Genomic DNA, 23,677 nt, shown 5'->3' on the forward strand with positions numbered 1-23,677 from the left:
GGCGCGCAAACAGGGGGCTGCGTCCGCACGGCGGCAGACGCAGGGAAGATCATCGGGGCCGGGCGCACAGGCCACCCGGCAGAGGCAGAAAACAGCAGGCGGGTTACAGGGCGGCCAGCATCGGCACGCTGGCGGCATGCACCCGGAAGGTGGAACTCAGGCGGAAGCGGCTTCCCGGGTGCAGCAGATGCGCCACGGTCACCACCTGACTGCCCCGCAGCGTGCGGCGGATCAGCCGCAAGCAGGGTTCAGCCGGGGTAATGCCCAGCAGATGTGCCGCCGTACCGTCGGGCAGGGTCGCTTCGATCACATGCTCGACGAAGGGGGAGGCCTCCAGCCGGGTCAGGTATTCGGTCGGGGTGATTGTGGTGAAGTCCTGCTTCAGATACTGCGGGGCCACCTGCGGGTTGACCCAACGGTCTTCCAGCTGAAGCGGCACTTCGTTCTCCAGATGCACCACCCGGGAATGGAACAGCCGCGATCCGGCGGGCAGATTGAACTGCCGGGCCAGCGTGCCGTCGGCGATGATGTCTTCCAGCAGGTCCACCCGGCAGGAATGACGGTTGCCCCGGGCGGTGATCTCATCGGAGACCGCCCGCAGTTCCAGCGCATCCATGCGGGCGGCCTGTTCGGCGACAAAGGTGCCGACCCCCTGCACCCGGGTCAGCAGGCCTTCCTCGGTCAGTTCCCGCAGGGCGCGGTGGACGGTCATCCGGCTGACGCTGAAATCTTCCAGCAGTTTCAGTTCTGACGGCAACTGGCTGCCTTCCCCCCACTCGCCGGAGGTGATCCGGTGGCGGATGGCATCCTTGATCTGCCGGTAACGCGGCTGCGACTGGGAAATTTTCGGTTCGCTCATCGGTCCCTCCACCGCAGGGTGCCGCCGGTCATGGTGGCGGCACAGGGGTTCAGGCCGATGGAATAGGCCAGTTCCGCCGGATGGTCCACCCGCCACAGTGCCAGATCGGCCCGCAGGCCGGGGGCAATCTGCCCGCGGTCGGTCAGGCCAAGGGCGCGGGCAGCATGGCGGGTCACCCCGGCCAGCGCCTCTTCCGGGGTCAGCCGGAACAGGGTACAGGCCATCGACAGCATCAGCGTCAGCGAGGTCACCGGCGCGGTGCCGGGGTTGCAGTCGGTGGACACCGCCATCGGCACCCCATACTGCCGCAGCAGATCCATCGGCGGCAGTTTGGTTTCCCGCAGGCAGTAGAAGGCCCCGGGCAGCAGCACGGCGACGGTTCCGGCGGCGGCCATCGCCTGCACCCCGGCCTCATCCAGATGTTCGATATGGTCAGCCGACAGGCCGTTAAAGCGGGCCACCAGCGCCGCGCCGCCCAGATTGGACAGCTGTTCGGCGTGCAGTTTCACCGGCAGGCCGAGGGCACGGGCGGTCTCGAACACCCGTTCGGTCTGGGCGACGGAGAAGCCGATCCCTTCACAGAAGGCATCCACCGCATCGACCAATCCTTCGGCGGCCAGAGCGGGCAGCATGTCGGTACAGAGGTGGTCAATGTAGGCATCCGCCTGCCCGGCATATTCCGGCGGCAGGGCATGGGCCCCGAGGAAGGTGGTGCGGATGTCCACCGGCCGTTCCGTCGCCAGACGGCGGGCAACCCGCAGCATCTTGCGTTCGGAGTCAGTGGTCAGCCCATAGCCGGATTTGATTTCCACCGTGGTGACACCGTCGGCCAGCAGGGCATCCAGACGCGGCAGGGCGCTGGCGGTCAGGGCGTCGTCATCGGCATCACGGGTGGCGCGGACGGTGGACAGGATGCCGCCGCCGCGCCGGGCAATCTCTTCATACGGGACGCCGGTCAGGCGCATTTCAAATTCAGCGGCGCGGTTGCCGCCATACACCAGATGGGTGTGGCAGTCGATCAGCCCCGGCGTCGCCAGCAGGCCACGCCCGTCAATCACCGTCCGGGCAAGGGTTTCCGGGGGGGCGGGCAGGCCGTCGCGCGGCCCGGCGTAGACAAGGGCACCCGCATGGATGCCCACCGCCGCATCGGGGCACAGGCCATAGGCAACAGTCCCCGGCACCATGGTGGCGGCGGTGACGTTGATCAGCAGGCTGTCCCACAGGGTGGTCATCGGGGGGGGTATCCCTCATCCAGTCGGGTTGATGACAGGTATTATGCGAGGGCCTTGCGTTGTTGTCTAGTGTTGTATAGGCTTGTCTATAAGAATTCTGGGAGGAGCGCGATGCGCCTGTTGTTTTTTGATCGGGCCCTGCTGGGCAGCGGGGAACAGGCCCGCTGGGCAGAGCAGGTTCTGATCACCGTCGATGCGGCGGGACTCATCACGGCGGTGGAAGAGGGCGTGGCCCGTCCCCCGCGGGGAGAATACTGGTCCGGTCCGGCCCTGCCGGGGATGGCCAACCTGCATTCCCATGCCCACCAGCGGGCGATTGCCGGTCTGGGGGAACGCTCCGGGGAGGGGGCGGACAGCTTCTGGAGCTGGCGCGACGCCATGTACCGGGCGGTCCGCCGCATGGATCCCGATGCCTTTCAGGCGGTGGCGGCGTGGCTGTATGTGGAAATGCTGAAGGCGGGGTATACCGCTGTCGGCGAGTTCCATTACCTGCACCATGATTTTGACGGCACCCCCTATGCCGATCCGGCGGAGATGAGCCACCGCTGTGTGGCGGCGGCGCGGGAAGCCGGGCTGCCGATCACTCTGCTGCCGGTGCTCTATAATACCTCCGGATTCGGGGCGACGCCGCCGACCGACGGCCAGAAGCGTTTCATCCATCAGGGCGATGCCTTTGTGGCGTTGATGCAACGGCTGGCCTCGGCCTATGGCACCGCCCCGGATGTGCGGCTGGGGATTGCCCCGCATTCCCTGCGGGCCGTGCCGCCGGATCTGCTGGCGGCAGTGCTGCCGGAGACCGACCGCCTGCTGCCCGGCTGTCCGGTGCATATCCATATCGCCGAACAGGGGAAGGAAGTGGAGGACTGTCTGGCCCACACCGGTCAGCGTCCGGTGGAATGGCTGCTGGACCATGCCCCGGTTGACGACCGCTGGTGTCTGATCCATGCCACCCATGTCACCCCGCCGGAGGTCGCCGGGATGGCCCGTTCCGGTGCCGTGGTCGGCCTGTGTCTGACCACCGAGGCCAATCTGGGCGACGGCCTGTTTCCGGCGGAAGACTATCTGGCGGCAGGCGGACGCTTTGGCGTCGGGTCTGACAGCCATATCTCGGTGTCGCCGGTGGAGGAACTGCGCTGGCTGGAATATGGCGCCCGCCTGACCTCCCGCCGCCGGACCGTGCTGTCCGGCGGGCCGCTGCGCTCCACCGGGCGGCGGCTGTTTGATGCCGCCCGCAGCGGCGGGGCGCAGGCCTGCGGTTTTGCCAGCGGCCAGATATCGGTTGGATATCGGGCTGATATCATCACGCTCAAGTCCGGGTCGCCGCTTCTGGCGGCCTGCACCGGGGATTCCCTGCTCGACGGCTGGGTGTTTTCCGGCAACGTGCCGGTGGTCAAAGATGTGCTGATCGCCGGACAGGCGGTTGTACGCGATGGTCACCACCCCCACGAAGACTCCCTCAGCCGTCGGTACTGTCAGACTCTCGAAAGGTTGTTCCAATGAGCGACGCTATCCTTCTGTCCCCCGGGTCCCTCAGCCTTGATGCCCTGCGCCGCATTTACCGCGACGGTGCCCCGCTGGCCCTGAATGATGAGGCCCGGGCGCGTATGGCGAAATCCCGCGCCATTGTCGAGACCATCGCCGCCGGGGACGAGGCGGTCTATGGCATCAACACCGGCTTCGGCAAACTGGCGCAGAAGCGCATTGCCGCCGAAGACCTTGATCTGCTGCAAAAGAACCTGATCCTGTCCCACGCCACCGGCGTCGGCGCGCCGATGAGCGACGGCGTGGTGCGGCTGATTCTGGCCACCAAGGCCGCCAGCATGGCGGTCGGGGCCTCCGGGGTGCGGCCGGAACTGGTCGAGGCGCTGCTGGATCTGTACCACAAGGGGGTTTATCCGGTGATTCCGTCGAAGGGGTCGGTCGGGGCCTCCGGCGATCTGGCCCCGCTGGCGCATATGTGCGGGGTGCTGCTGGGCATCGGCCATGTGCGGGTCAACGGGCAGATCGTCCCGGCGGCGGACGGGCTGAAGGCTGCCGGGATTCCGCTGTTTGACCTGAAGGCCAAGGAAGGTCTCGGCCTGATCAACGGCACACAGGTTTCCACCGCGTTGGCGCTGGCCGGTCTGTTTGAGATCGAGCGCATCTACAAGGCGGCGATCCTGTCCGGGGCGCTGTCGGTGGAAGCGGTGAAGGGCAGCCACCGTCCGTTCGATGCCCGCATTTCCGCCCTGCGCGGCCAGCCGGGGCAGATGGATGTGGCGGCCACCTTCCGCGATCTGCTGGCGGGCAGCACCATCCACAGCAGCCATCAGGGCGAGGCCTGCCACCGCGTGCAGGATCCGTATTGCCTGCGCTGCCAGCCGCAGGTGATGGGGGCGATCCTTGACCAGATGCGCATGGCCGCCCGTACGCTGGTGATTGAAGCCAACGGCGTCACCGACAACCCGCTGGTGATGGTCGATACCGGCGAGGTGATCTCCGGCGGCAACTTCCATGCCGAGCCGGTGGCGATGGCGGCTGACCAGCTGGCGATTGCCGCTTCGGAAATCGGGGCACTGTCGGAACGCCGGATTGCCATGCTGATCGACACCACCATCAGCGGTCTGCCGCCGTTTCTGGTGGCGGAGCCGGGCCTGAACTCCGGCTTCATGATCGCCCACGTCACGGCGGCGGCGCTGGCGTCGGAGAATAAGACCCTCGCCCATCCGGCCAGTGTGGACAGTCTGCCGACCTCGGCCAATCAGGAAGATCACGTGTCGATGGCGACTTTTGCCGCCCGCCGTCTGGGCGACATTGCCGAGAACATCGCCACCATCGTCGGTATCGAGCTGCTGGCGGCGGCGCAGGGGCTGGAAACCTGGCGTCCGCTGGAAACGTCCCCGCGTCTGGAAGCAGCGATGGCCACCATCCGGGCGGCGGTGCCGCGCTATGACGTGGACCGCTACTTCGCCCCGGATCTGGCCGCCATCGGCGCGCTGGTGCAGGGCGGCGGTTTCGATAGCGCCGTCAGCTTCGATATGGCGCTGTAAGGACGACGGGCATCAGGCCGGGTGGAAGACTTCCGCCCGGCCCTGTTTCAGCAAAGGATACCGGGATGAGCGACCGCGTTTTTGATCTGGTGCTGGGCGACGGCCCGCTGGTGATCAGCATGCCGCATTGCGGCACCGACCTGTTTCCCGGTCTGGCAGAACGCCTGACCCCGGAAGCCCTGACCCTGCGGGACACCGACTGGTTCATCCCGCGCCTGTATGATTTTGCCCGGGAGTTCGGGGCCACCCTGATCAGTGCCCGCTATTCCCGTTATGTGGTGGATCTCAACCGTCCGGCCAGCGGGGAGAGCCTGTATCCGGGGCAGGCCACCACCGGCCTGTGTCCGGATGTGCTGTTTGACGGCCGCCCGCTGTACCGGGATGGCATGGCCCCCGACGCGGCGGAAACGGCACAACGGGTGGAAACCTACTGGAAACCCTATCACGATGCGCTGGAGTCGGCGCTGGCGGCGGCGCAGGCCCGGCATGGCTATGCCCTGCTGTATGATGCCCATTCGATCGCGGCGGAGGTGCCGCGCCTGTTTGACGGGGTGCTGCCCGACCTTAACCTCGGCACCGTGAAGGGGGCCAGCGTTCCCCCGGCGCTGCGGGACCGGCTGGGCGCGGTTCTCGAGTCGGCGCGGCAGGATGGCTTCACCGCCGTCACCGACGGGCGCTTCATCGGCGGATACATCACCCGTGCCCACGGGCGCCCGGCGGAAAACCGGCTGGCGGTGCAGATGGAGCTGTCGCAGACCACCTATATGCATGAAGAGGGATCTGGAAATTCCCTGCGGTTCACGTACCGTGAGGAGCGTGCCATTCGTATTCAGGCGGTCTTGCGCAGCCTCCTGAAGGTCTATACTGATTGGCGTCCGTGATCCGGCAGCGGGGGCTTGACCGCTGACGGGTCCGGATTGGCAAACCGAAGGACCCGTCAGAGGTACCGCCACCAAAGCCACCGTCCCGACCCGGTGGTGCTGTTTGAGGAGATGGGGGAATGAGCCGGATGAAAGTGCTTGGTCCCAAAGACTACCAGCGGATGCCCTGGAAAAACGGGCAGGGAATGACCACCGAGATCGCCCGGTTTCCCGCCGATGGCTTCGGCCGCTTCCAGTGGCGCGTCAGCATTGCGGATGTCGTCAGCGCCGGAGCGTTTTCCGCCTTCACCGGCTATGACCGCCTGATCGCCTGTATTGAAGGGGAAGGCATGACCCTGACGGTGGACGGGGGACCCCCTGAGGCTGTCGCCCGTGAGGCGCAGCCTTTTTTCTTTTCCGGCGATGCGGCGGTCACCTGCGACCTGATCGGCGGGCCGACCCGGGATTTTAACCTGATCGTCGACCGCGCCCGCATGGGCGGGGACATGATCCGCCTGCGTGGCGGGGAGAACTGGGCCGGGGGGGCGGATGACACCATTGTGCTGGTCTATGCCCTGCGCGGATCGGTGCAGGTGCATACCGGCGATGCCGAAACCCGGCTGACCGAGGATAACACCGCCCGCATTGACGGCGAGGCGGTGGCGGTGACAGTCGGCCCGGGGGCGGAAGCGCTGATTTCCGTCGTCACCGTGCAGGACACCGCTGAGGATGACGGCGAGGTGTAACCGTTTGTCCCCGTCGGCAGGATCACCGGCTGCCCGTTGAGGGTCCCGGTCAGGAACCGGGTGCCATACAGGGCTTCCAGCCGGTCCGGGGTCATGACCTGCCGGGGGCTGTCGGCGGCGGTCATCCGGCCATCCTGCAACAGGACCACCTGATCACAGAACCGGGCCGCCAGAGTCAGGTCGTGCAGCACCAGCACCACGCAGCGCCCGGCATGGACGGCCTGTCGGCGCAGCAGCTCCATCACGGTGATCTGGTGGGCCGGATCGAGGGCGGCCACCGGCTCGTCAGCCAGAATCACCGCCGGGGTCCCGGCCAGAACCCGGGCCAGATGCACCCGGGCCCGTTCGCCGCCGGACAGGGCGGTGGCCGGGCGGTCGGCCAGCGCTGTGATGTCGGTGTCGGCCATCGCCTGCTCGATTCCGGCGGCGTTGATCCTGCCATCCGGATGGGCGAGCTGCCCCAGACGCACCACCTCCCGCACTGCCACCGGCCAGTGCAGGCGGTGATCCTGCGGCAGATAGCCGATGCGACGGGCCCGGTCCCGGGGGGACAGTCTGGCCAGATCGATGCCCCCCAGCGTTACCCGTCCGGTGATTGGCAGCAGACCGGCCACCGCCTTCAGCAGGGTGCTTTTTCCGGCACCATTGGGGCCGAGAATGCCGGTGACCGCGCCTGCCGGACAGAGGGCGGACAAGGGGTGCAGGACGGTCCGGCCCTGACGGTGGACCGACAGGGCGCACAGGTGCAGGGCAGCAGTCATGACAGGGTCTCGCGCAGGTGACGCCGCAGCAGCAGCAGGAAAAACGGGGCCCCGATCAGGGCGGTGAGGACGCCGACCATCAGTTCCTGCGCCGTCGGCAACAGGCGGACCACCAGATCGGCGGCGCAGACCAGCAGGGCTCCGCCGAGGGCGCTGGGCAGCAGCAGGCGGGCCGGATCATGCCCGGTCAGCGGGCGGAGCAGATGCGGAACCAGAAGACCGACAAAGCCGATGGATCCGGCAACGGTCACCGCCGCCCCGACCATCGCCGCCGTCCCGCCGACTACCCGCAGATACAGGACGGGCAGACGGATGCCGAGGGTGGCAGCCGCCTCTTCCCCCAGCGTCAGGGCGCGCAGACCCCGCTGCGACGACAGCACCAGCAGACTGCCGAGGGCGATCAGCGGGGCAGCGGTCAGGGCATCCTGCAAAGACCGGTCCTTCAGGGATCCCATCAACCACAGCACCATCTCTGACAGGGCATAGGGATTGGGGGCCAGCGCCATGGCCAGCGAGGTCAGGGCCACGGCCAGACTCGACAGGGCAATCCCGGACAGGATCACCGACAGGCTGTCACCGCGCCGGGTCAGCCCCAGCAGCAGGGCGGTGGCAATTCCGGCTCCGGTCAGGCCGCAGGCGGCGGGAGCCAGAGACCACAGGGTGCCGAATCCGAAGTACAGGGCGATGACCGCACCGAGTCCGGCACTGGCGGATACCCCGATCAGCCCCGGCTCCGCCAGCGGATTGCGCAGCAGGGCCTGTAAGGCCGCCCCGCCCAGACCGAGCGCCCAGCCGACGAGGATTGCCAGCAGCACCCGGGGCAGGCGGATTTCCAGCAGGATGATCCGGTGCCGGGGATCGCCCTGTCCCAGCCCGGCGGCCAGCAGGTCGGCGGCGGTCAGGCTGCCGCCACTGGTCAGGCTGACGGCGGCGCACAGCAGCAGGGCCAGCAACAGGCCGGAGATCAGCAGGCGGTCAGTCATTGTCGGGCTCCGGATGGGGGCAGGGCGCCGAGGGCCTGCGACAGGGTTTCCGCCGCCACCGCCAGCCCCCAGTTGCCGCAGACCCACTGGGTCCCGGGGACGGTGATCACCGGGACCACCGGGGTATAGGCCCCGCTGCGGCCCCGGTTGCCCCGCAGGGAAAAGGCGGTGCGGTCAAAAAAGCTGTGAATCATCAGGTCAGGCGGGTCGAGCACCAGGGCTTCCGCCGGGACCCCGGCCCAGCCGGTCAGGCCGTAGCGGCGGGCCTGATTGTTCAGCCCGTTGAGGTCCATGATCCAGCCGACAAAGGTGCCGTCGGCGGCGGTGCCACCGTCGGGCCGCAGATACAGGGCGTTCCGTCCGGCTCCGGCGGCGCTGGCCTGCACGGCGGCCAGCCGGGCGCGGACTTCGTCGATCAGATCCTCGCCGCGCTGGGGGTGGCCGAGGGCGGCGGCGGCAGCGCGGATCATCGATTCCACTCCGTCCTGATGGTTGGTCAGGGGCAGGCGCAGCACGCGGACCCCCAGCCGTTCCAGCAGGGCGGCGGTGGACTGGCCGGTCCAGGCGTCGGTGATCATCAGCTCAACTCCGTCGGCCAGATAGGCTTCCGCCCCTGCCGTCCGGGCCGGAAAGGTCCGGGCAGCCCCGATCATCAGCGACAGGGTCGGGTCATGGGCCTGCGGCGACAGGCTGGCGATCTGCTGCGGGTCGGCCAGCCGCAGCACCAGCTGGTCGGCGCACAGGGTGGCGCTGGCGACCCGGGGCAGGGGGGAAACCGGGGGCAGGGGGGCCGCCGCCGCCGGAAAGGCAGCCAGAAGCAGGACCGGCAGCAGCCCCTCCGACAGGCGGCGGATCATGGCTTATCCCCCGCACGGGAAGCCGGTGGCGGTGCGGTCGAGCGGATCCGGCGGCAGGCCGAGATACCGCTCCCGCACCGCATCCCACAGCGCAAGGCGGCTGTAATCCGGCTGTTTGAGGATCTTGTCATTATCCCCCAGCAGCGGATTGGGGAAGAACACCGTCAGCTGGTTTTCCCCGCCGCCGTTGAACAGCCGCAGCCCCCAACTGCGCGGGCAGCCATCAGCGCTGATCATGCGGTAGAGCTCTGCCCGCCCGGTGCGGCGCAGGCGGGCCAGTTCCGGGTCGGTGGGGGCGCGGGAGGATCCCTTGTTCAGGCCGATGCAGACGTGAAAGTGCCACAGCCCGAAATCGACGGTCAGATAACCGTCATGGCAGCGCACCCGGCGGGGCGGGGCGGGAACCCGGATTTCGAACACCGCTCCCTGAATCAGGGTGCCGAACACGATTTTGTCCCAGTGGTTGACGAACAGGTCATCCAGCAGCGGCAGCAGGAAATCCTGATCCACCGGCAGCGGGAACAGATCGACCTCGCCGGACCCGGGTTCCCGCACCCGCACCGGCGGGGCTGGCAGGGACGGGGAGAGGCCCGGAGATGTAACGGAGGAAGAGGGCATGGGTCTGACCTTTTTCAGAAGGGAAGCCGGGCTTCAGAAGGAAACGGTGGCGCCGAGGAAGCCGGAGCGGCCGGGGGTGCCGAAGCCGGGGTCTTCCACATACTGGGCGTCAAACAGGTTCTCGATCCGGACGTGCAGGTTGACCGCCTCGGTCACATCCCACGCCGCCCGCAGGTCTGCGGTCCAGAACTCGTCGGCGCGGCCGGTATAGCTGTTGGTGGTGTTGTCGCGGTACCGCAGGCTGGTGCCGACGGAGAGATCCTTGCGGACCTGCCAGTCGAGGCTGCCTCCGGCCTGATGCAGCGGACGGTCGCGCAGGCGGTCGCCGGTGATGGCGTTGTCGGCCTGCATCCACGTATAGCTGGCGGTGGCGCGCAGGCTGTCGGTCAGCGACAGGGTGGTTTCCCACTCCACGCCCTTGACCGTGGTGCGGTTGAGGTTGACATAGCCGCCGCCGTTACAGCCGGGGGTCAGGGCCGGGCTGTACTGGAAGGCGATTTCATCCTCGGTGGAGGTACGGAACAGGCTGACACTGCTTTTTCCACGGTCGCCGAACAGGGCCTGATCAAGGCCGACATCCCAGCCTTTGGCCGACTCCGGACGCAGGCTGCCCCGCCCGTAGCAGGGGTCAAACCGTTCATACAGGGATGGGGTCTGCCAGCTGGTGCCATAGCTGCCGCGCAGGGTGGTGCCGGTGGCGGCAACGGTATAGGCCCCGCCCAGACGCCAGGTGCCTTCGCTGCCGAAATCCTCGTGGCGGTCGCCGCGCAGGGTGGCGGACAGGTTCAGATTTTCCACCGGGGTCACGCCGAGGGTGGTGAAAGCCCCGCCTTTCCAGAAATGGGCGTCCAGCGGTCCGGCGGTCGGGGCGAAACCGGGGGTGCGCTGTTCAATCCGCTCGCGGCTGGCATCGGCCCCGAAGCCGAGGCTGACCTGATCGGACAGGGTATAGGTGCCGGTATAATCCAGCCGGGTCTTGCCGCCGTCGTAGGTGTCGCCCTTGGTGCCGAAGCCCCAGTACTGGCGGGTGGTCAGGGTATCGGCAAGCCCGAACTGGCTGATCAGTGCGCCGGAGAGGGCGGTGTGGGTGCCGCCCAGCCGGACGGCCTGCTCGGTTTCGTCACGGTTCCAGTCGCGGTCGGCGGAAGAGGCATCGTAGAACACATCCTTGCGCTGATAGCGGGCGGTGGCCTGAAGGTGCAGTGTTTCGCTGGCCTGCACGCCAAGGCTGGCATTCAGCCCCCACTGGCGGAACGGGTCATCCTTCTCTCCGCCCTTGAAGTCGGAATAGCCGCCGATATCCGCCCCGGAGGCGGACAGCCGCCAGTCCACCGGCCCCTGCACCCCGGCGGCATTGGCAAAGCCGCGTCTGGTCTTGTGACTGCCGCCTTCAATCCCGGCCTGACCGGACAGGGCTGTCGTCGGGCGGCGGGTGGTGATGACGATCACCCCGCCGCCGGTATCGGCCCCATAACGCCCGGTCTGCGGGCCGCGCAGGACCTCGATGCTCTCGATGTCGCGTAGGTTCAGTTCGGTCAGCTTGTACTGGGACTGGGCCTGACTGGTGTCGCTCATCTCCATGCCGTCGAGGAACACGCGGACGCCGCGCGCCCCGATACCGCGCAGGCTGACGCTGCGTTCCAGACCGGCCCCGCGCTGCGGGCCAAGGGTGACGCCGGGGATCTCCCGCAGCACGTCTTCCAGCCGTTGGGCCTGCCGCCGGTCGAGGGTGGCGGCGTTGACCGTGCTGCCGGCTGTGGTTCTGGCCTGCTGGGGGACCGATCCGGCCTGTGCCTGCACGTCGGCGGCGGTTACGGCGGTGCTGCCGGTCACCGCCAGTGCGGGCAGGGCCTGTGGCAGGGGGGGCGGGGTCTGGGCCTGCGCCGGGGTGAACAGGGCGGCCAGCAGGACCGGCGGAAGGATAAAACGCAACGTCATGACTGCATTCCCGGAAAGGGAACGGGCGCGGTGGCCCGTCCCCGGTGAAGGACAGGCACCAATGACGGTTACCGGCAGGGGATCTGCTGCGGACGCACAGGAGCGTCCGGGAGGGCGCAGACGCCCGGGCCCGTGGTGCCGACATCAGTGATGCGCGCCACCGCAACGGGCTTACCGCACCTCTGGCACACCCCGACCAAAGGTAAAGTGACGCTGTCTGCGGCAGGTCTCCTGGCTCACGGGTCCACATCCGCTGCCGCCTTCCCGGCTGCCGACGTAAGGGTCGGGCCAGTGGCATCATGGCAGGGACTCGCCGTTCACAGTTGCGGGGACAGCCACGGCCTGAGAGTCGGTATCGATCCTCTCTTCCGTCGTTCCCTTTTAATCCCCCGGCGTTTGACCGTAGGGGGAACCGTAGACGTCCTCAGCGCTACAGAATTAGGGGCGCTTCTGTCAAGGGACAATCCTCGCTGTCCGCTTTTGGGTGTTGCCGGTCTGCCACGCCGGAGCAGAAGAGTCTGTCGGCGGCAGTTTCGGGGTTGGCGGTTTATCGGGATCGGGATATATCAGGAACATTAACGCAACTGTCGGTTAAAGGAGACGGTCCATGAGCGCTTTTCCCGGTCATCCCGTATCCGCCATCCGATCCGGTGCCGCGCCCGATAAACGCGCGGCCTGATCAGGCCACCGACCAGACAGCGGGTCCCTCTGCGGCTCCGCCGCCCGTTCTGCGGGCGGCCCTTGCGAAAACCGGACTCCTTCCTGCCGACAGGGCACGGAGGCTGACGGTCCGGCGGTCTGTTCCAGACCCCGGTTAGGACGCCCCGGGGGCGATCCTCCGCAGGATACCCGTCGATTTCACCGGACGCCGGAGTGTTTCCCCCTCCGCCGTCCCTGTCACAGGACCTGTCCGGCACGCCCGGACGGGCAAAACGACACATGACTGATATCGGACTGACTCCCGGCCCGGCGGCTCCGTCCGCCCTGTCGGGACAAACCCCTGTTTCTGTTCCTGCTTCTGGCCCTGCTCCTGCCTCTGATACGGCAGACCTGAAGCCCAGCCTGCGCCGGACGTGGCGCTTTGTGATGCGGCACTGGCGGCGTCACTGGGGGCTGGTTCTGGCCATCGTGCTGGCGACGACGCTGGCGGCGGTGCTGGAAATTATCCTGCCGGTGTTTGCCGGTAAGCTGGTTGACGCCCTCAGCCACACCCAGACCCTTGGCCGTGATGCGGTGCTGGATCTGGCGCTGACGGCACTGGGCAGCATGGTCGGGCTAGGCATCGGAATGATGGTGCTGCGGATCTGCGTGTTCACCGGCCTGACGGTGCTGACCCCGCGCATGATGACCGATGCGGCGCTGGAAACGTTCCGGCGGGTGCAGCGGCTGTCCACCGACTGGCATGCCAATACCTTCGTCGGCAGCACCGTCCGCAAGATCGGGCGGGGCAGCTGGGGGTTTGATGAACTGAATGATGCCATCCTGCTGGCGATGCTGCCGTCCTGCGCCGTGCTGGTCGGGGCGGTGGTGATGTTTGCCCTGCACTGGTCCCTGCTGGGGGCGGTGGTGCTGGCCGGGGCGGTGATCTATGTGACGGTGACGGTCACGCTGTCGCTGCGTTATGTCGCGCCCTATGCCACCCGCTCCAACCGCTGGGACAGCCGGATGAGCGCGGTGATGGCCGATGCGATCGGCTGCAATGCCGTGGTCAAGGGATTCGGGGCTGAAGAGCGGGAGGAACACCGTCTGGAGCGGGTGCAGACCGGCTGGCGTCGCCGCACCCGGGCCACCTGGTTCCGGGGTACCCGGTCGGCACTGGTGCAGCAGCTGATGCTGGTGATGCTGCATGCCGGGATTGTCGGGCTGGTGGTGTGGTTCTGGTGGCAGGGGCTGGCATCGGCCGGGGACCTGACTCTGGCGCTGACCGCCTATGGGGTGATTCATGCCCACCTGAGTGATATCGGCCATCACATCCGGACCTTCCAGCGGGCGATGAACGATCTGGAGGATATGGCAGTGCTGTCGGACTGGCCGCTGGAGGTTGAGGACCGCGCCGGAGCCCCGGATCTGCCGCGTCCGCGCGGGGAAATCCGCTTTGAGCGGGTGTCCTTCACCTATCCGGCGCAGCAGCGCACGGTGTACCGCGATTTCAGCCTGACGATTCCCGCCGGGCAGCGGGTGGGGCTGGTCGGGCCGTCCGGTTCCGGCAAGACCACCTTCATCAAGCTGGTTCAGCGTCTGTATGACGTGCAGGCCGGAGCGGTGCTGCTGGATGACACCGATGTGCGGACGGTGACGCAGGCCAGCCTGCGGCGGCAGATCGCCATCGTGCAGCAGGAACCGTTGCTGTTCCACCGGTCTCTGGCCGACAACATCCGCTATGCCCGCCCGGACGCCAGCATGGCGGAGGTCGAGGCGGCGGCGGCACTGGCCCATGCCGATGTGTTCATCCGCCGCCTGCCGGAGGGCTATGCGACTCCGGTCGGGGAGCGGGGGGTGAAGCTTTCGGGCGGGGAGCGGCAGCGGGTGGCACTGGCCCGGGCGTTTCTGGCCGATGCGCCGCTGCTGATTCTGGACGAGGCAACCTCCAGCCTCGACAGCGAGTCGGAAGCGATGATTCAGGATGCGATGGAGCGGCTGATGCAGGGACGGACCACGCTGGTGGTGGCGCACCGGCTTTCCACCATCCGCAGTCTGGACCGGATTCTGGTGTTTGATCAGGGGATGATCCGCGAGGATGGCGACCATGACACCCTGATGCGGATGTCGGACGGGCTGTACCGCCGTCTGGTTGACCGCCAGAATGGCGGCCTGATTGAGGGGTAGGGGGCGGACGCCCCCACCCGGTGTGGGAGGGGCCGAACAGAAAAGTGGAGCGCAGCGACTGGCCCATTGAGGGCCCGTCCGCTCATGCGGACGTAAGCCAAGGGGGCGGACGACCCCGCCCGGCGTGTGAGGGGCCAAACAGACAAGGGGCTAACAAACACCCGACCCGCCGGGCACCCCTAAAACCGTCTTCAAATTGATTATAATCAATGTCAGGACGCAGGGCTTTGCTTAGGGTGCCGCCCGCCCGTGCCGGAGTCTCCGCGCGGGGTTTCCGGTCGCGGACCTCCCTCCCAGCCGGGAAACATCAAACGGCTTTCCTGCGTGCCGTGCTGGCCGCCCCTCCGGTTCCCACCGGGCCGGAGGGCGGCCTCTTTTTATGTAAAATCAAAAAATAATAACAATTACAATATGTTGTCGATTTATCCGGCGACATCGTTTCGGTCTAAGATTTATGGATAGGGTGTGCCCTTCTGTTTCCGGTTTCCGGTTGGATGCCCGAAGGGAGACCCCTGATGCCCCTGTCCCGTCTGCTTGCGGCAGCGTTGCCGCCGGTTCCTGCCCAGATCCCCTTGCCCGGCCTTGACCGTCTGCTGTCGCCCCGGCTGGCCGGGCGGCTGGATGGCCTGAGCGGTGATGTTCTGATCCGTCCGACCGATCTTCCCGCTGCTGCCACCGGTGGCCTGCCGCTGGCGGTCGGTGTGCGGATCGGGGCGGGCGGAACCCTGCGCTGCCGGGTGCTGCTGCGGCTGCCGCAGCAGGCGGATGCCGAAATCCATGCCCCCTTGGCGACGCTGTGGACCCTGATGTTCGGCGGCGGTCTGGATGGGGACGGCAGTTTCTTCGCCCGCACCCTGCGGATGGACGGCGATACGGCGCTGGCGATGGCCTTGCGCTATGCGCTGGAGGACGCCGACCTGACCCCGCAGGAGGTTCTGGCCGCCCTGCCGCCCCTGCCGGAGCGTCTGACCCGCCCCTTGGCCGACCGCCTGATTCATCATGGCCGCACGGTCGGGACCGTGCTGCGCCGCTGGCAGGACCGGCTGCTGGAGCCATTGGCCCGGCGGATGCAGCGGCTGGAACATGATATGGCGGGGTTGGAAGACACGGTGTCCACCCTGTCGGCCCGGGCGCGGCGGCTGGATTCCCGCCGCCCGGCCGGGGTGGAGGGCGGGCGATGACAGAGTCTTCCCGTCCGGTGGCTTCCCGTCCGATGCCGGAGCTGGTCTGTCCTGCCGGGACTCCGGCGGCCCTGAAGGCGGCGGTCGATGCCGGGGCCGATGCGGTGTACTTCGGGTTCCGCGACCGCACCAACGCCCGCAATTTTCCCGGCCTGAACTTCTCGCACGAGGAAGTGCGCGATGCCGTGGCGTTCTGTCACCGCACCGGGGTCAAGCCGATGGTGGCCATCAACACCTTCCCCGATGCGGCGGATGAAGGGCCGTGGCAACAGGCGGTGGATACCGCCGCCCGGGCCGGGGCCCACGCGGTGATTATCGCTGATGCCGGGGTGGCGGCCTATGCGGCGCGGACATGGCCGGAACTGCGGCTGCATCTGTCGGTGCAGGCCTCCGCCGCCAACCCGGAGGCCATCCGCTGGTACCGGGATGCCTTCGGGATCAGCCGGGTGGTGCTGCCCCGCGTGTTCACCGTCGATCAGGTCCGCGACACCATCGCTGCCGTGCCGGATGTGGAGATGGAGGTTTTCGTGTTCGGCGGCCTGTGCGTGATGGCAGAAGGGCGCTGTTCGCTGTCGTCTTACGCCGCCGGGCGGTCCCCCAACAAGGACGGTGTCTGTTCCCCGGCGGAGCGGGTGCGGTACGAACAGGATGGGGCGGTGATGGTGTCGCGGCTGGGGCCGCATGTCATCAACCGCTTCGGTCCGGGGGAGGAGGCCGGATACCCCACCCTGTGCAAGGGCCGCTTCCGCGCCGAAGGCCAGACCGGTTACCTGTTCGAGGATCCGGTCAGTCTCGATGCCGGGCCGATCCTGCCGGATCTGGCCGCCGCCGGGGTGGCGGCGTTCAAGATCGAAGGGCGGCAGCGCGGCAAGGCCTATATCAGCACGGTGGTCAAATCCCTGCGGGAGACCCTTGGCGGCGGTGCCGCCGGGGTGACGGAGCGGCAGCGCTTTCTGGAAGGCGGGCGCGCCACCGAAGGGGCCTACCGGAAGAGCTGGCGGTAAGGGAAAAGGACGTAAGATGATGACCGTGCATCTGACTCTGGGGCCGATCCAGTACAACTGGTCCCGCGACCGGCGGCTGGCTTTTTATCAGGAGATTGCCGCCTCGGCGGTGGATACCGTGGTTCTGGGCGAGACGGTCTGTTTCCGCCGCACGCCGTTCCTGCGCGAGGCGATTGCCGAAGAAGCCACCCTGCTGCTGGAGGCGGGAAAACGGGTGGTGATGTCAACGCTGGCGCTGGCGGTGTCGGCGGCGGAGCGGGCCGATGTCGCTGCCCTGTGCGGGCAGGCGGAGCTGCTGACGGAGGCCAATGATGCCGGAGCCCTGTACCACCTGCGGGGGCGGCCACACTGGGCCGGGCCGTTCCTGAACACCTACAGCCCCGGCACTGTGGCGGTGCTGGCGGCCAACGGGGCGGAGCAGGTGTGCCTGCCGTGGGAACTGTCGCTGGACAGCATCCGGCACATTGGCCGTGACGCTGCCGGCCTGCGGCTGGAGGCCCCGGTGTTCGGGCGGGTGCCGCTGGCGATTTCCGCCCGCTGTTACCATGCCCGGGTCCATGGCCTGAGTAAGGATGGCTGCCAGTATGTCTGTGACCGCGACCCGGCGGGGATGACGGTGGAAACGCTGGAAGGGGCGGATTTCCTGAGGGTCAACGGGGTGCAGACCCTGTCCGGGGCGGTCCATGCCGCCATCCACGAGGTGCCGGGCCTGCTGGCGGCGGGTGTGGAGTCGCTGCGCCTGATGCCGGAGGCCGGGGACATGCGGGCGGTGATCGCCGCCTTCCGGGCGGTGACGGAAGGACAGCACAGCCTGATGGAGGCCGAACAGGAGATCCGGGCCGCCACTGGCGGAGAGGTGTTGTGCAACGGCTTCCTGCACGGCGTGGACGGCACCGCCTGGGTTGACAGCACGGCGGCCTGAACACCGCAGAACACCGGCGGCAGAGGGCGTTGACTCAGGTCAACGTCATTTCTGCCGCGTTGCGGCATCCTGACGGTCTGTTTTCCGGGCTGTGCCGTGGTTGTCCGCAATGTCTGCTCTTCATGACCCTGTTCCGTCTCCCGCCCCTGACCGGGCCGCTGCCGCCGTGGATCCGGCGGTGGCGGCGACGGCGGGGGCATGGGAACAGGCCTTTCCCGAGCCGGGCCTGCGCAGCCGGGTGCCGCGCGGGGCGATCCTTGCCGAGATCGGAACCCCCCTGACAGCGGTCTCCGTCTGCCTGAACGGTCTGCTGCTGGTGTCCGGTCAGATGGCGGGGATGGTGGTGCCGGTGGAGCAGACCGGCCGGGGGTATGTGGTCGGCCTTGACGGTCTGTGGCCGGACCGGCCGGAAGCGGATGTGGCGGTGCACCGCTGGCAGGTCCGGGCGGTGACGGGGGTGGATCTGCTGACCGTGCCACGGTCGCGGGCACTGGCGGTGCTGTCGGCCGACCCGGTTCTCGGCCTGACTGCGCTGGCCGGACTGACGCGCCGCCTGCATGACGGGCTGGCGGCGGTGGAAGCGCAGAAGCATGTTCCGGCCCGGCTGCGTCTGGCCCGGTATCTGCTGTCAGTTCTGGACGGCGGCAGCCGGGTTCTTCCCTTGCCAAAAAAAGATGTGGCGGCGCTGCTGGGGGTGACGCAGCAAAGCCTGTCGCGGCTGTTGCGCGATTTGCGGGCGGACGGGGTGGATGTGCAGGGCGGGGCCATTCTGTGCCCGGACCGCGACCGTCTGCGCCGCCTGTGCGATCCGGAAGATCTGTGGTCAGACAAGGATTTCGCTGATGTCGGGGACTGAGGGGGCGGGGCCTGACGGACCGGGGAATCTGTTCAGCGGGCTGCTGCCGCAGGCCGGGCGGCAGGTGTTTCCGGCCGGGCACCAGCTGTTTTCGGCGGGGGACCCGGCGGATCACCTCTATTATCTGTGTGACGGGGCGGTGAAACTGTTCGGGGCCGAGGCTGCCGGAACGGAGAATGTGCTGCATGTGCTGCGGGCGGGGGATCTGGTCGGGCTGTCGGCACTGGTGGATGGCCGGGCCTATGCCCTGGGGGCGGAGGTGATGGAAACCGCCACCGTCCTGCTGCTGCGCCGGGTTGATCTGCTGCACTGGCTGCACCGCCACCCGGCGGCGGTGATGCAGGCGCTGTCCCGGCTGGGGGAACGGTACCGGATGATGGCGGAGGATCTTCTGGCCCTGAAGGTTCTTACCCCCCGGCAGCGGCTGTGCCGGTATCTTGTACAACAGCTGGGTCCGGAACCGGACACCGGCCCGGCCGGGCTTGTGCTGACGGAACGCCACGCGGTGATTGCCGCCCGGGTCGGCCTGACGCCGGAAAACCTCAGCCGGGCCTTTTCCCGCCTGCGGATGGATGGAGTCGTGCTGCATCACCGCCGGGTGATGGTGGCCGAGGTTGGCGGTCTGCGCCGCCTTGCCGCCGGGATTGGCGAGGAACCGCCCGATTGTGCTGATTTTCGTGACTGATCGGTATAAAAATGCATCGGGGGAATTGCCGGATCGCGCAAACAGCATTATCTCTGGCAGGAACTTATGGCAGGATAGGGCCTGTCGGGGCGATTTTCAGGAATTGAGTATGCGCATGCGAGTTCTTGCGGCCCGCAAGGGTAAAGCGGTTATGGCGGTGTCCGCTCTGGTGATCCTTGCGGGGTGTTCGCAGGTTCCGGATTACAAGCCCGAAACGGGCCCGTTGCCGGGGGGCTGGAATAACCCCGGCGTTTCTCCGCTGGCCGCTGCCGTCACCGAGACGGCAATTGTCGCCCCCGAGGACCGGTGGTGGGAAACCTTTGGCAGCAGCGAGCTGAACCGTCTGGTCGAACAGGCGCTGGCGGAAGGCAATACCCTGAAGGCGGCTGTGGCCCGGATCCGTCAGGCGCAGGCCCAGCTGGGCACCGCCGAGGCGCCGGAATGGCCGAACCTGTCGGTCAGCGGCGGGGAAACTGCTGCCAAACGCGCTTCCAGCGCCCGGAGCAGCGCCTCCGGCGACAGCGCCCGCAGCTATTCCCTTGGCCTCAGTGCCAGCTATGAAGTGGACTTCTGGGGCAAGCGCGCCGCCTCCATTCTGGCGGCGGAAAATGCCCTTCAGGCGGCCCGGCTGGACCGGGAAACCGTTGGCTGGACCCTGTCGTCCAGTGTTGCCAATGCCTATTTCCAGGTTCTGGCGGTCCGTGACCGTCTGACCGCTGCCCGCCGCAACCTTGATCTGTCGCGGCAGACCCTGCGCCTGACCGAGCAGCAGGTGCAGTTCGGCGAGGCTTCCGGCCTTGAAACCGCGCAGCAGCGCAGTGCCGTTGCCCAGATCCAGACCCAGATCGCGGCGCTGGAACTCCAGCATGCGCAGGCCCTGAACGCGCTGGCGGCGCTGGTGGGCAAGTCCGCCGGGGAAATCACCGTGCAGGCCCCCGGCCTGTCCGGGGTGGTGCTGCCGCCGGTGAAGCCGGGTCTGCCGTCCGAAATTCTGCGCCGCCGTCCCGACCTGCGGGCGGCGGAGGCCCGTCTGGTTGCTGCCAATGCTGATATCGGCGCGGCCCGGGCCCGGTATTATCCGTCGCTGAATCTGACGGCGGAACGCGGCTTTGCCAGCGCCGCGCTGTCGTCGCTGCTGACCCCGGCCAGTGCCATCTGGTCGATCGGCGGCAGCCTTGCCGCGCCGCTGTTTGATAACGGGGCGATTGACAGTGCCGTTGAGCAGGCCTCGGCCCGGCGGGAAGAGCTGGCGGCGACCTATCGCCAGAGCGTGATTGACGCCCTGCGGGATACGGAAGACGCGCTGGCCGCCAACCGCTGGCTGACCGAACAGGAAGACCGGCAGGGCGAGGTGGTCACCGCCTCCCGCGAGGCCCGGCGTCTGGCTGATATCCGCTACCGGGGCGGTGCCGTGGCCTACATGACGGTTCTCGATGCGGAACGCACCCTGTTGCAGGCGGAAGACTCCTCGATTCAGGTGCGTCTGTCGCGTCTGAACGCGGCGGTCAACCTCAACCGGGCGGTCGGCGGCAGCCTGAGCCTGCCGGCGGTTGAAGCGGCGGCCAAGCCGTAACGCTGCCAAAGGTTGAGTTCCGGACAAAAAACCGGCCCGTGGTCTGTCGCGGGCCGGTTTTTTTGACTTAAAGATTGAGAATCAGTGTCAGTTGCAGTATGGGCAAGGGAAGATACAGGCTTCACTGATGAAAGGCAGGCCGAGATGACTTCTTCCTTCCCGGCAGAGACCGGGCCGGAGCAGATGTCGCCGGACTCCGGGGCGGATGCCCCGCCACGGACCGGGGGCACCGCCAAAGAGTCCAGCGGAGCGGGGTCGGGGCTGATCCGCCTGACGGATCTGCTCGGCGCCCGCCGCGAGATTGGGATCCTGCACGGGGATGCGGTCTATACCCTGCGGTTGACATCCAACAACCGGCTGATTTTGACCAAGTAAGCCAAAAGCAGCCTGACCGGGGCGTTTTCAGCCGCAAAAGCGGCATCGATTTCTGCTGAAAACGCTCCAATAGCGAAAAGCGCTGAACCGGACCCCCGGTGAAGCGTTATGACTGACAGGGCAAGCCAGCCAGTACCGACCGGATCTGACGGTCCGGACAGCCAGCCAGCCTGACAGCCGTGGTTCCGTTGCCCCCTGCCGTTTCCCGGGGATGGGGTAAAACCATAACGAAGATGTGGATTGCGGGAGGAGGATGCGGGACAATGGCCCGCCGGATCCCGTGATGCAGTGGCTGTGGACCGGACCGATAATGGTGCCGGGCTGATGGAGTTGAGGACTGATGCAAGCCCACGATCTGTCCCTGATCGGACTGTTTATGCAGGCTGATTATCTGGTCAAGGCGGTGATGATCCTGCTGGTTCTGGCCTCGGTGGCCTGCTGGAGCATCATCCTTGACCGCAGTATCCGCCTGATCCGCCTGAAGCGTCAGGCGGCGCGGTTTGAGGATGAGGCCGCCCATGCCCCGCTGGAGGCCCTGTCGCACGGGCCGCTGGCTGACAGCATCCTGTCGGCGGCGCAGACCGCATGGCAGGACCGGACCCCCGGGGAAACCCGCAGTGAGGTCCGCGACCGGATTGAACGCGCCATGCGCTCGGCTCTGGCCCGCAATCTGCGCCATCTGGAATCCGGTCTGCCGTTTCTGGCCACCATCGGCTCCGCCGCGCCGTTTATCGGCCTGTTCGGCACGGTGTGGGGGATCATGAACAGCTTCACCGCCATCGCCAAATCGCAGGATACCAGCCTTGCCGTGGTTGCCCCGGGCATTGCCGAGGCGCTGTTTGCCACCGCCATCGGTCTGGCAGCGGCGATTCCGGCGGTGATGGCCTACAACAAGCTGGCGGTGGATCTGGGCCGGGTGGCGGCGCAGATGGAGGAAGCCATTTCCGCCATCGGCAACCGTCTGGCCCGCCAGTCGGTCCGTCCGTCCTCCGGCCTGTCGCAGGCGGCGGAGTAAGACCATGGGCATGGGTGTCGGAAGCCCCTCCGGCGGGCGGGATAGTTACCGTCCGCTGTCGGAAATCAACGTGACGCCGCTGGTCGATGTCATGCTGGTGCTGCTGATCATCTTCATGGTCGCCGCGCCGCTGATGACGGTCGGGGTGCCGGTGGATCTGCCGAAAACCACGGCGGAGCCGGTCAAGCCGCCGAAGGACCCGGTGGTGGTCACCCTGAACAAGGACGGCAAGCTGTTCCTGCTGGAACAGGAGGTGCCTGCCGATCAGCTTGATCAGCGCCTGAAGGCGCTGGCGGCGGAAGATCCGTCCCGGCTGGCCTATGTCCGGGCTGACCGGGGTCTGGATTACGGGCAGGTGATTGACCTGATGGGCCGGATTGGCCAGAGCGGTTTTTCCAAGGTTTCGCTGATGGCGGAAATGCCGCAGGGTGGAGGCGCCCAGCCGTGACGGCCAACAGTGCGGTTCTGCCGATGATCGCGGCCGGTCCGGCTGCCGGTTCCCGCCGCCGCTGGTCGCTGGCGGGCACGGCGGCGTCGCTTGTGGTGCATGGTGGGCTGCTGGGGGGGCTGATGTGGGCGACCCTGCAACCGCCGCCCCCGCCCCCGCCGCCATCGGAACAGCCGCTTGAAATGGTGTTTGTCGCCCCGCCGCCGCCTCCGGCCCCGCCGGTGCAGCAGCCTGTGACAGAACCGCCCCCGGAGCCGCCGCCCCCGGAACCGCCACCACCGCCGGAACCTCCGGTGATTGAGCCGCCGCCCCCGGTGCTGACCAGCACGGCAACGGTGGCACCGCCGCTGGCCAAGCCACCGGAAAAGAAAAAGCCGCCACCGAAGAAAAAAGAACCGCCGCCTGCGCCGGTTCCGCCCGCTCCGGCTCCGATGGTGGAGACCCCGCCGGTCTCCGCTCCGGTCGCCCCGGCTCCCCCTGCGCCGCCGCAGGTGCGGGGACCGGTGTCGGCCAGCCCGGATTATCTGGGGCTGGCCTCGGCGCATCTGCAAAAGTTCCGGGATTACCCCCGGGCGGCGCAGCGGCGCGGGATTCAGGGGCGCGGATCGGTGCTGATCGTGCTGGGCCGTGATGGTCAGGTCCGCTCCGTCAGCATCCGCCAGTCCACCGGCAGTGACCTGCTGGATGAAGCGATGGTGAAGACGGTGCAGAAGGCCAATCCGCTGCCGCCCAACCCACAGGCCGATGGTCCGGATCTGGAACTGCTGCTGCCGTTTGATTACGGCCTTCGGTAAAGACCGTTTTGGGACAGCTGGAGTATCCGTGTTGATCAAGCGTTTTTTGGGATCCATGGACGCCCTGCCTTGAGCAGGGCGTTTGCCATGACGATGAGCTTTCGCATGATGGCGG

21 protein-coding genes, 1 pseudogene and 1 riboswitch are annotated in these 23,677 nt (G+C 67.4%); of the genes and pseudogenes, 15 read left to right on the plus strand and 7 right to left on the minus strand.

What is annotated here, in order from left to right; all coding sequences use genetic code 11:
* Nucleotides 1-103: 103 nt before the first annotated feature.
* Both hutC and hutI read right to left on the minus strand, forming a co-directional pair.
* Complete coding sequence (gene hutC / locus FHS48_RS18930) at nt 104-859, minus strand: histidine utilization repressor (RefSeq protein ID WP_184266205.1); 756 nt, start codon at nt 857-859, stop codon at nt 104-106.
* The gene (gene hutI, locus FHS48_RS18935; protein WP_184266210.1) at nt 856-2,091 is read right to left on the minus strand and encodes an imidazolonepropionase; all 1,236 of its coding nucleotides are present in this window, start codon (nt 2,089-2,091) and stop codon (nt 856-858) included. Before hutI ends, hutC begins: the two co-directional genes overlap by 4 nt.
* A gap of 111 nt (nt 2,092-2,202) precedes the next feature.
* Here hutI and FHS48_RS18940 point away from each other — a divergent pair, with 111 nt between their 5' ends.
* From FHS48_RS18940 to FHS48_RS20330, 4 genes are all read left to right on the plus strand, one after another.
* A complete protein-coding gene (locus FHS48_RS18940) occupies nt 2,203-3,591 on the plus strand; it encodes a formimidoylglutamate deiminase (protein WP_184266212.1) in 1,389 nt (462 codons plus the stop codon).
* Nucleotides 3,588-5,120, plus strand: a complete 1,533-nt coding sequence (gene hutH / locus FHS48_RS18945; protein ID WP_184266215.1) for a histidine ammonia-lyase — start codon at nt 3,588-3,590, stop codon at nt 5,118-5,120. The genes FHS48_RS18940 and hutH overlap by 4 nt, the downstream gene beginning before the upstream one ends.
* 65 nt (nt 5,121-5,185) lie before the next feature.
* On the plus strand, nt 5,186-6,001 hold the full coding sequence (gene hutG, locus FHS48_RS18950; RefSeq protein WP_184266218.1) for an N-formylglutamate deformylase: 816 nt from the start codon (nt 5,186-5,188) through the stop codon (nt 5,999-6,001).
* A gap of 119 nt (nt 6,002-6,120) precedes the next feature.
* Nucleotides 6,121-6,726 (plus strand): HutD/Ves family protein, encoded by a 606-nt coding sequence (locus tag FHS48_RS20330; RefSeq protein WP_260402595.1) that lies wholly within the window; start codon nt 6,121-6,123, stop codon nt 6,724-6,726.
* A 284-nt stretch (nt 6,727-7,010) separates the two neighbouring features.
* Here FHS48_RS20330 and FHS48_RS20335 read toward each other — a convergent pair.
* The 5 genes and pseudogenes from FHS48_RS20335 to FHS48_RS18980 all read right to left on the minus strand — a co-directional run.
* Nucleotides 7,011-7,487 (minus strand): annotated as a pseudogene (locus FHS48_RS20335) (ABC transporter ATP-binding protein); the annotation flags it as partial.
* Nucleotides 7,484-8,470 (minus strand): FecCD family ABC transporter permease, encoded by a 987-nt coding sequence (locus FHS48_RS18965; RefSeq protein ID WP_184266220.1) that lies wholly within the window; start codon nt 8,468-8,470, stop codon nt 7,484-7,486. The pseudogene FHS48_RS20335 and the gene FHS48_RS18965, both read right to left, overlap by 4 nt.
* The gene (locus FHS48_RS18970; RefSeq protein WP_184266223.1) at nt 8,467-9,327 is read right to left on the minus strand and encodes an ABC transporter substrate-binding protein; all 861 of its coding nucleotides are present in this window, start codon (nt 9,325-9,327) and stop codon (nt 8,467-8,469) included. Before FHS48_RS18970 ends, FHS48_RS18965 begins: the two co-directional genes overlap by 4 nt.
* 3 nt (nt 9,328-9,330) lie before the next feature.
* On the minus strand, nt 9,331-9,945 hold the full coding sequence (locus FHS48_RS18975; RefSeq protein ID WP_184266227.1) for a DUF7676 family protein: 615 nt from the start codon (nt 9,943-9,945) through the stop codon (nt 9,331-9,333).
* A gap of 33 nt (nt 9,946-9,978) precedes the next feature.
* Nucleotides 9,979-11,883: a TonB-dependent receptor plug domain-containing protein gene (locus tag FHS48_RS18980; protein WP_184266230.1), complete on the minus strand. Its 1,905-nt coding sequence runs from the start codon at nt 11,881-11,883 to the stop codon at nt 9,979-9,981.
* A gap of 204 nt (nt 11,884-12,087) precedes the next feature.
* Nucleotides 12,088-12,315, minus strand: a riboswitch (cobalamin riboswitch).
* A gap of 507 nt (nt 12,316-12,822) precedes the next feature.
* On the opposite strand from FHS48_RS18980, the gene FHS48_RS18985 reads away from it, so the two are divergent.
* From FHS48_RS18985 to FHS48_RS20560, 11 genes are all read left to right on the plus strand, one after another.
* A complete protein-coding gene (locus FHS48_RS18985; RefSeq protein WP_260402596.1) occupies nt 12,823-14,709 on the plus strand; it encodes an ABC transporter ATP-binding protein in 1,887 nt (628 codons plus the stop codon).
* A 515-nt stretch (nt 14,710-15,224) separates the two neighbouring features.
* The gene (locus FHS48_RS18990) at nt 15,225-15,890 is read left to right on the plus strand and encodes an SCP2 sterol-binding domain-containing protein (RefSeq protein ID WP_184266233.1); all 666 of its coding nucleotides are present in this window, start codon (nt 15,225-15,227) and stop codon (nt 15,888-15,890) included.
* Entirely contained in the window at nt 15,887-16,894 is a 1,008-nt protein-coding gene (gene ubiU / locus FHS48_RS18995; RefSeq protein WP_184266236.1) for a ubiquinone anaerobic biosynthesis protein UbiU, read from the plus strand. Before FHS48_RS18990 ends, ubiU begins: the two co-directional genes overlap by 4 nt.
* 16 nt (nt 16,895-16,910) lie before the next feature.
* Complete coding sequence (gene ubiV, locus FHS48_RS19000) at nt 16,911-17,816, plus strand: ubiquinone anaerobic biosynthesis protein UbiV (protein WP_184266238.1); 906 nt, start codon at nt 16,911-16,913, stop codon at nt 17,814-17,816.
* Between the two features lie 109 nt (nt 17,817-17,925).
* Entirely contained in the window at nt 17,926-18,672 is a 747-nt protein-coding gene (locus FHS48_RS19005) for a Crp/Fnr family transcriptional regulator (RefSeq protein WP_184266241.1), read from the plus strand.
* On the plus strand, nt 18,659-19,357 hold the full coding sequence (locus tag FHS48_RS19010; protein WP_184266244.1) for a Crp/Fnr family transcriptional regulator: 699 nt from the start codon (nt 18,659-18,661) through the stop codon (nt 19,355-19,357). The genes FHS48_RS19005 and FHS48_RS19010 overlap by 14 nt, the downstream gene beginning before the upstream one ends.
* A 109-nt stretch (nt 19,358-19,466) precedes the next feature.
* Nucleotides 19,467-20,930, plus strand: coding sequence for an efflux transporter outer membrane subunit (locus FHS48_RS19015; protein WP_184266247.1), 1,464 nt, complete (start codon nt 19,467-19,469; stop codon nt 20,928-20,930).
* 144 nt (nt 20,931-21,074) lie between these two features.
* Entirely contained in the window at nt 21,075-21,305 is a 231-nt protein-coding gene (locus FHS48_RS19020; protein WP_221443606.1) for a hemin uptake protein HemP, read from the plus strand.
* Nucleotides 21,306-21,645: 340 nt separating this feature from the next.
* On the plus strand, nt 21,646-22,320 hold the full coding sequence (locus tag FHS48_RS19025) for a MotA/TolQ/ExbB proton channel family protein (protein WP_184266249.1): 675 nt from the start codon (nt 21,646-21,648) through the stop codon (nt 22,318-22,320).
* 4 nt (nt 22,321-22,324) lie between these two features.
* Entirely contained in the window at nt 22,325-22,768 is a 444-nt protein-coding gene (locus FHS48_RS19030) for an ExbD/TolR family protein (RefSeq protein WP_184266252.1), read from the plus strand.
* The gene (locus tag FHS48_RS20560) at nt 22,765-23,562 is read left to right on the plus strand and encodes an energy transducer TonB (RefSeq protein ID WP_184266255.1); all 798 of its coding nucleotides are present in this window, start codon (nt 22,765-22,767) and stop codon (nt 23,560-23,562) included. Before FHS48_RS19030 ends, FHS48_RS20560 begins: the two co-directional genes overlap by 4 nt.
* Nucleotides 23,563-23,677 lie beyond the last annotated feature (115 nt).

It is taken from the genome of Novispirillum itersonii, assembly GCF_014205675.1.
Classification (GTDB): Bacteria; Pseudomonadota; Alphaproteobacteria; order Rhodospirillales; family Rhodospirillaceae; genus Novispirillum; species Novispirillum itersonii_A.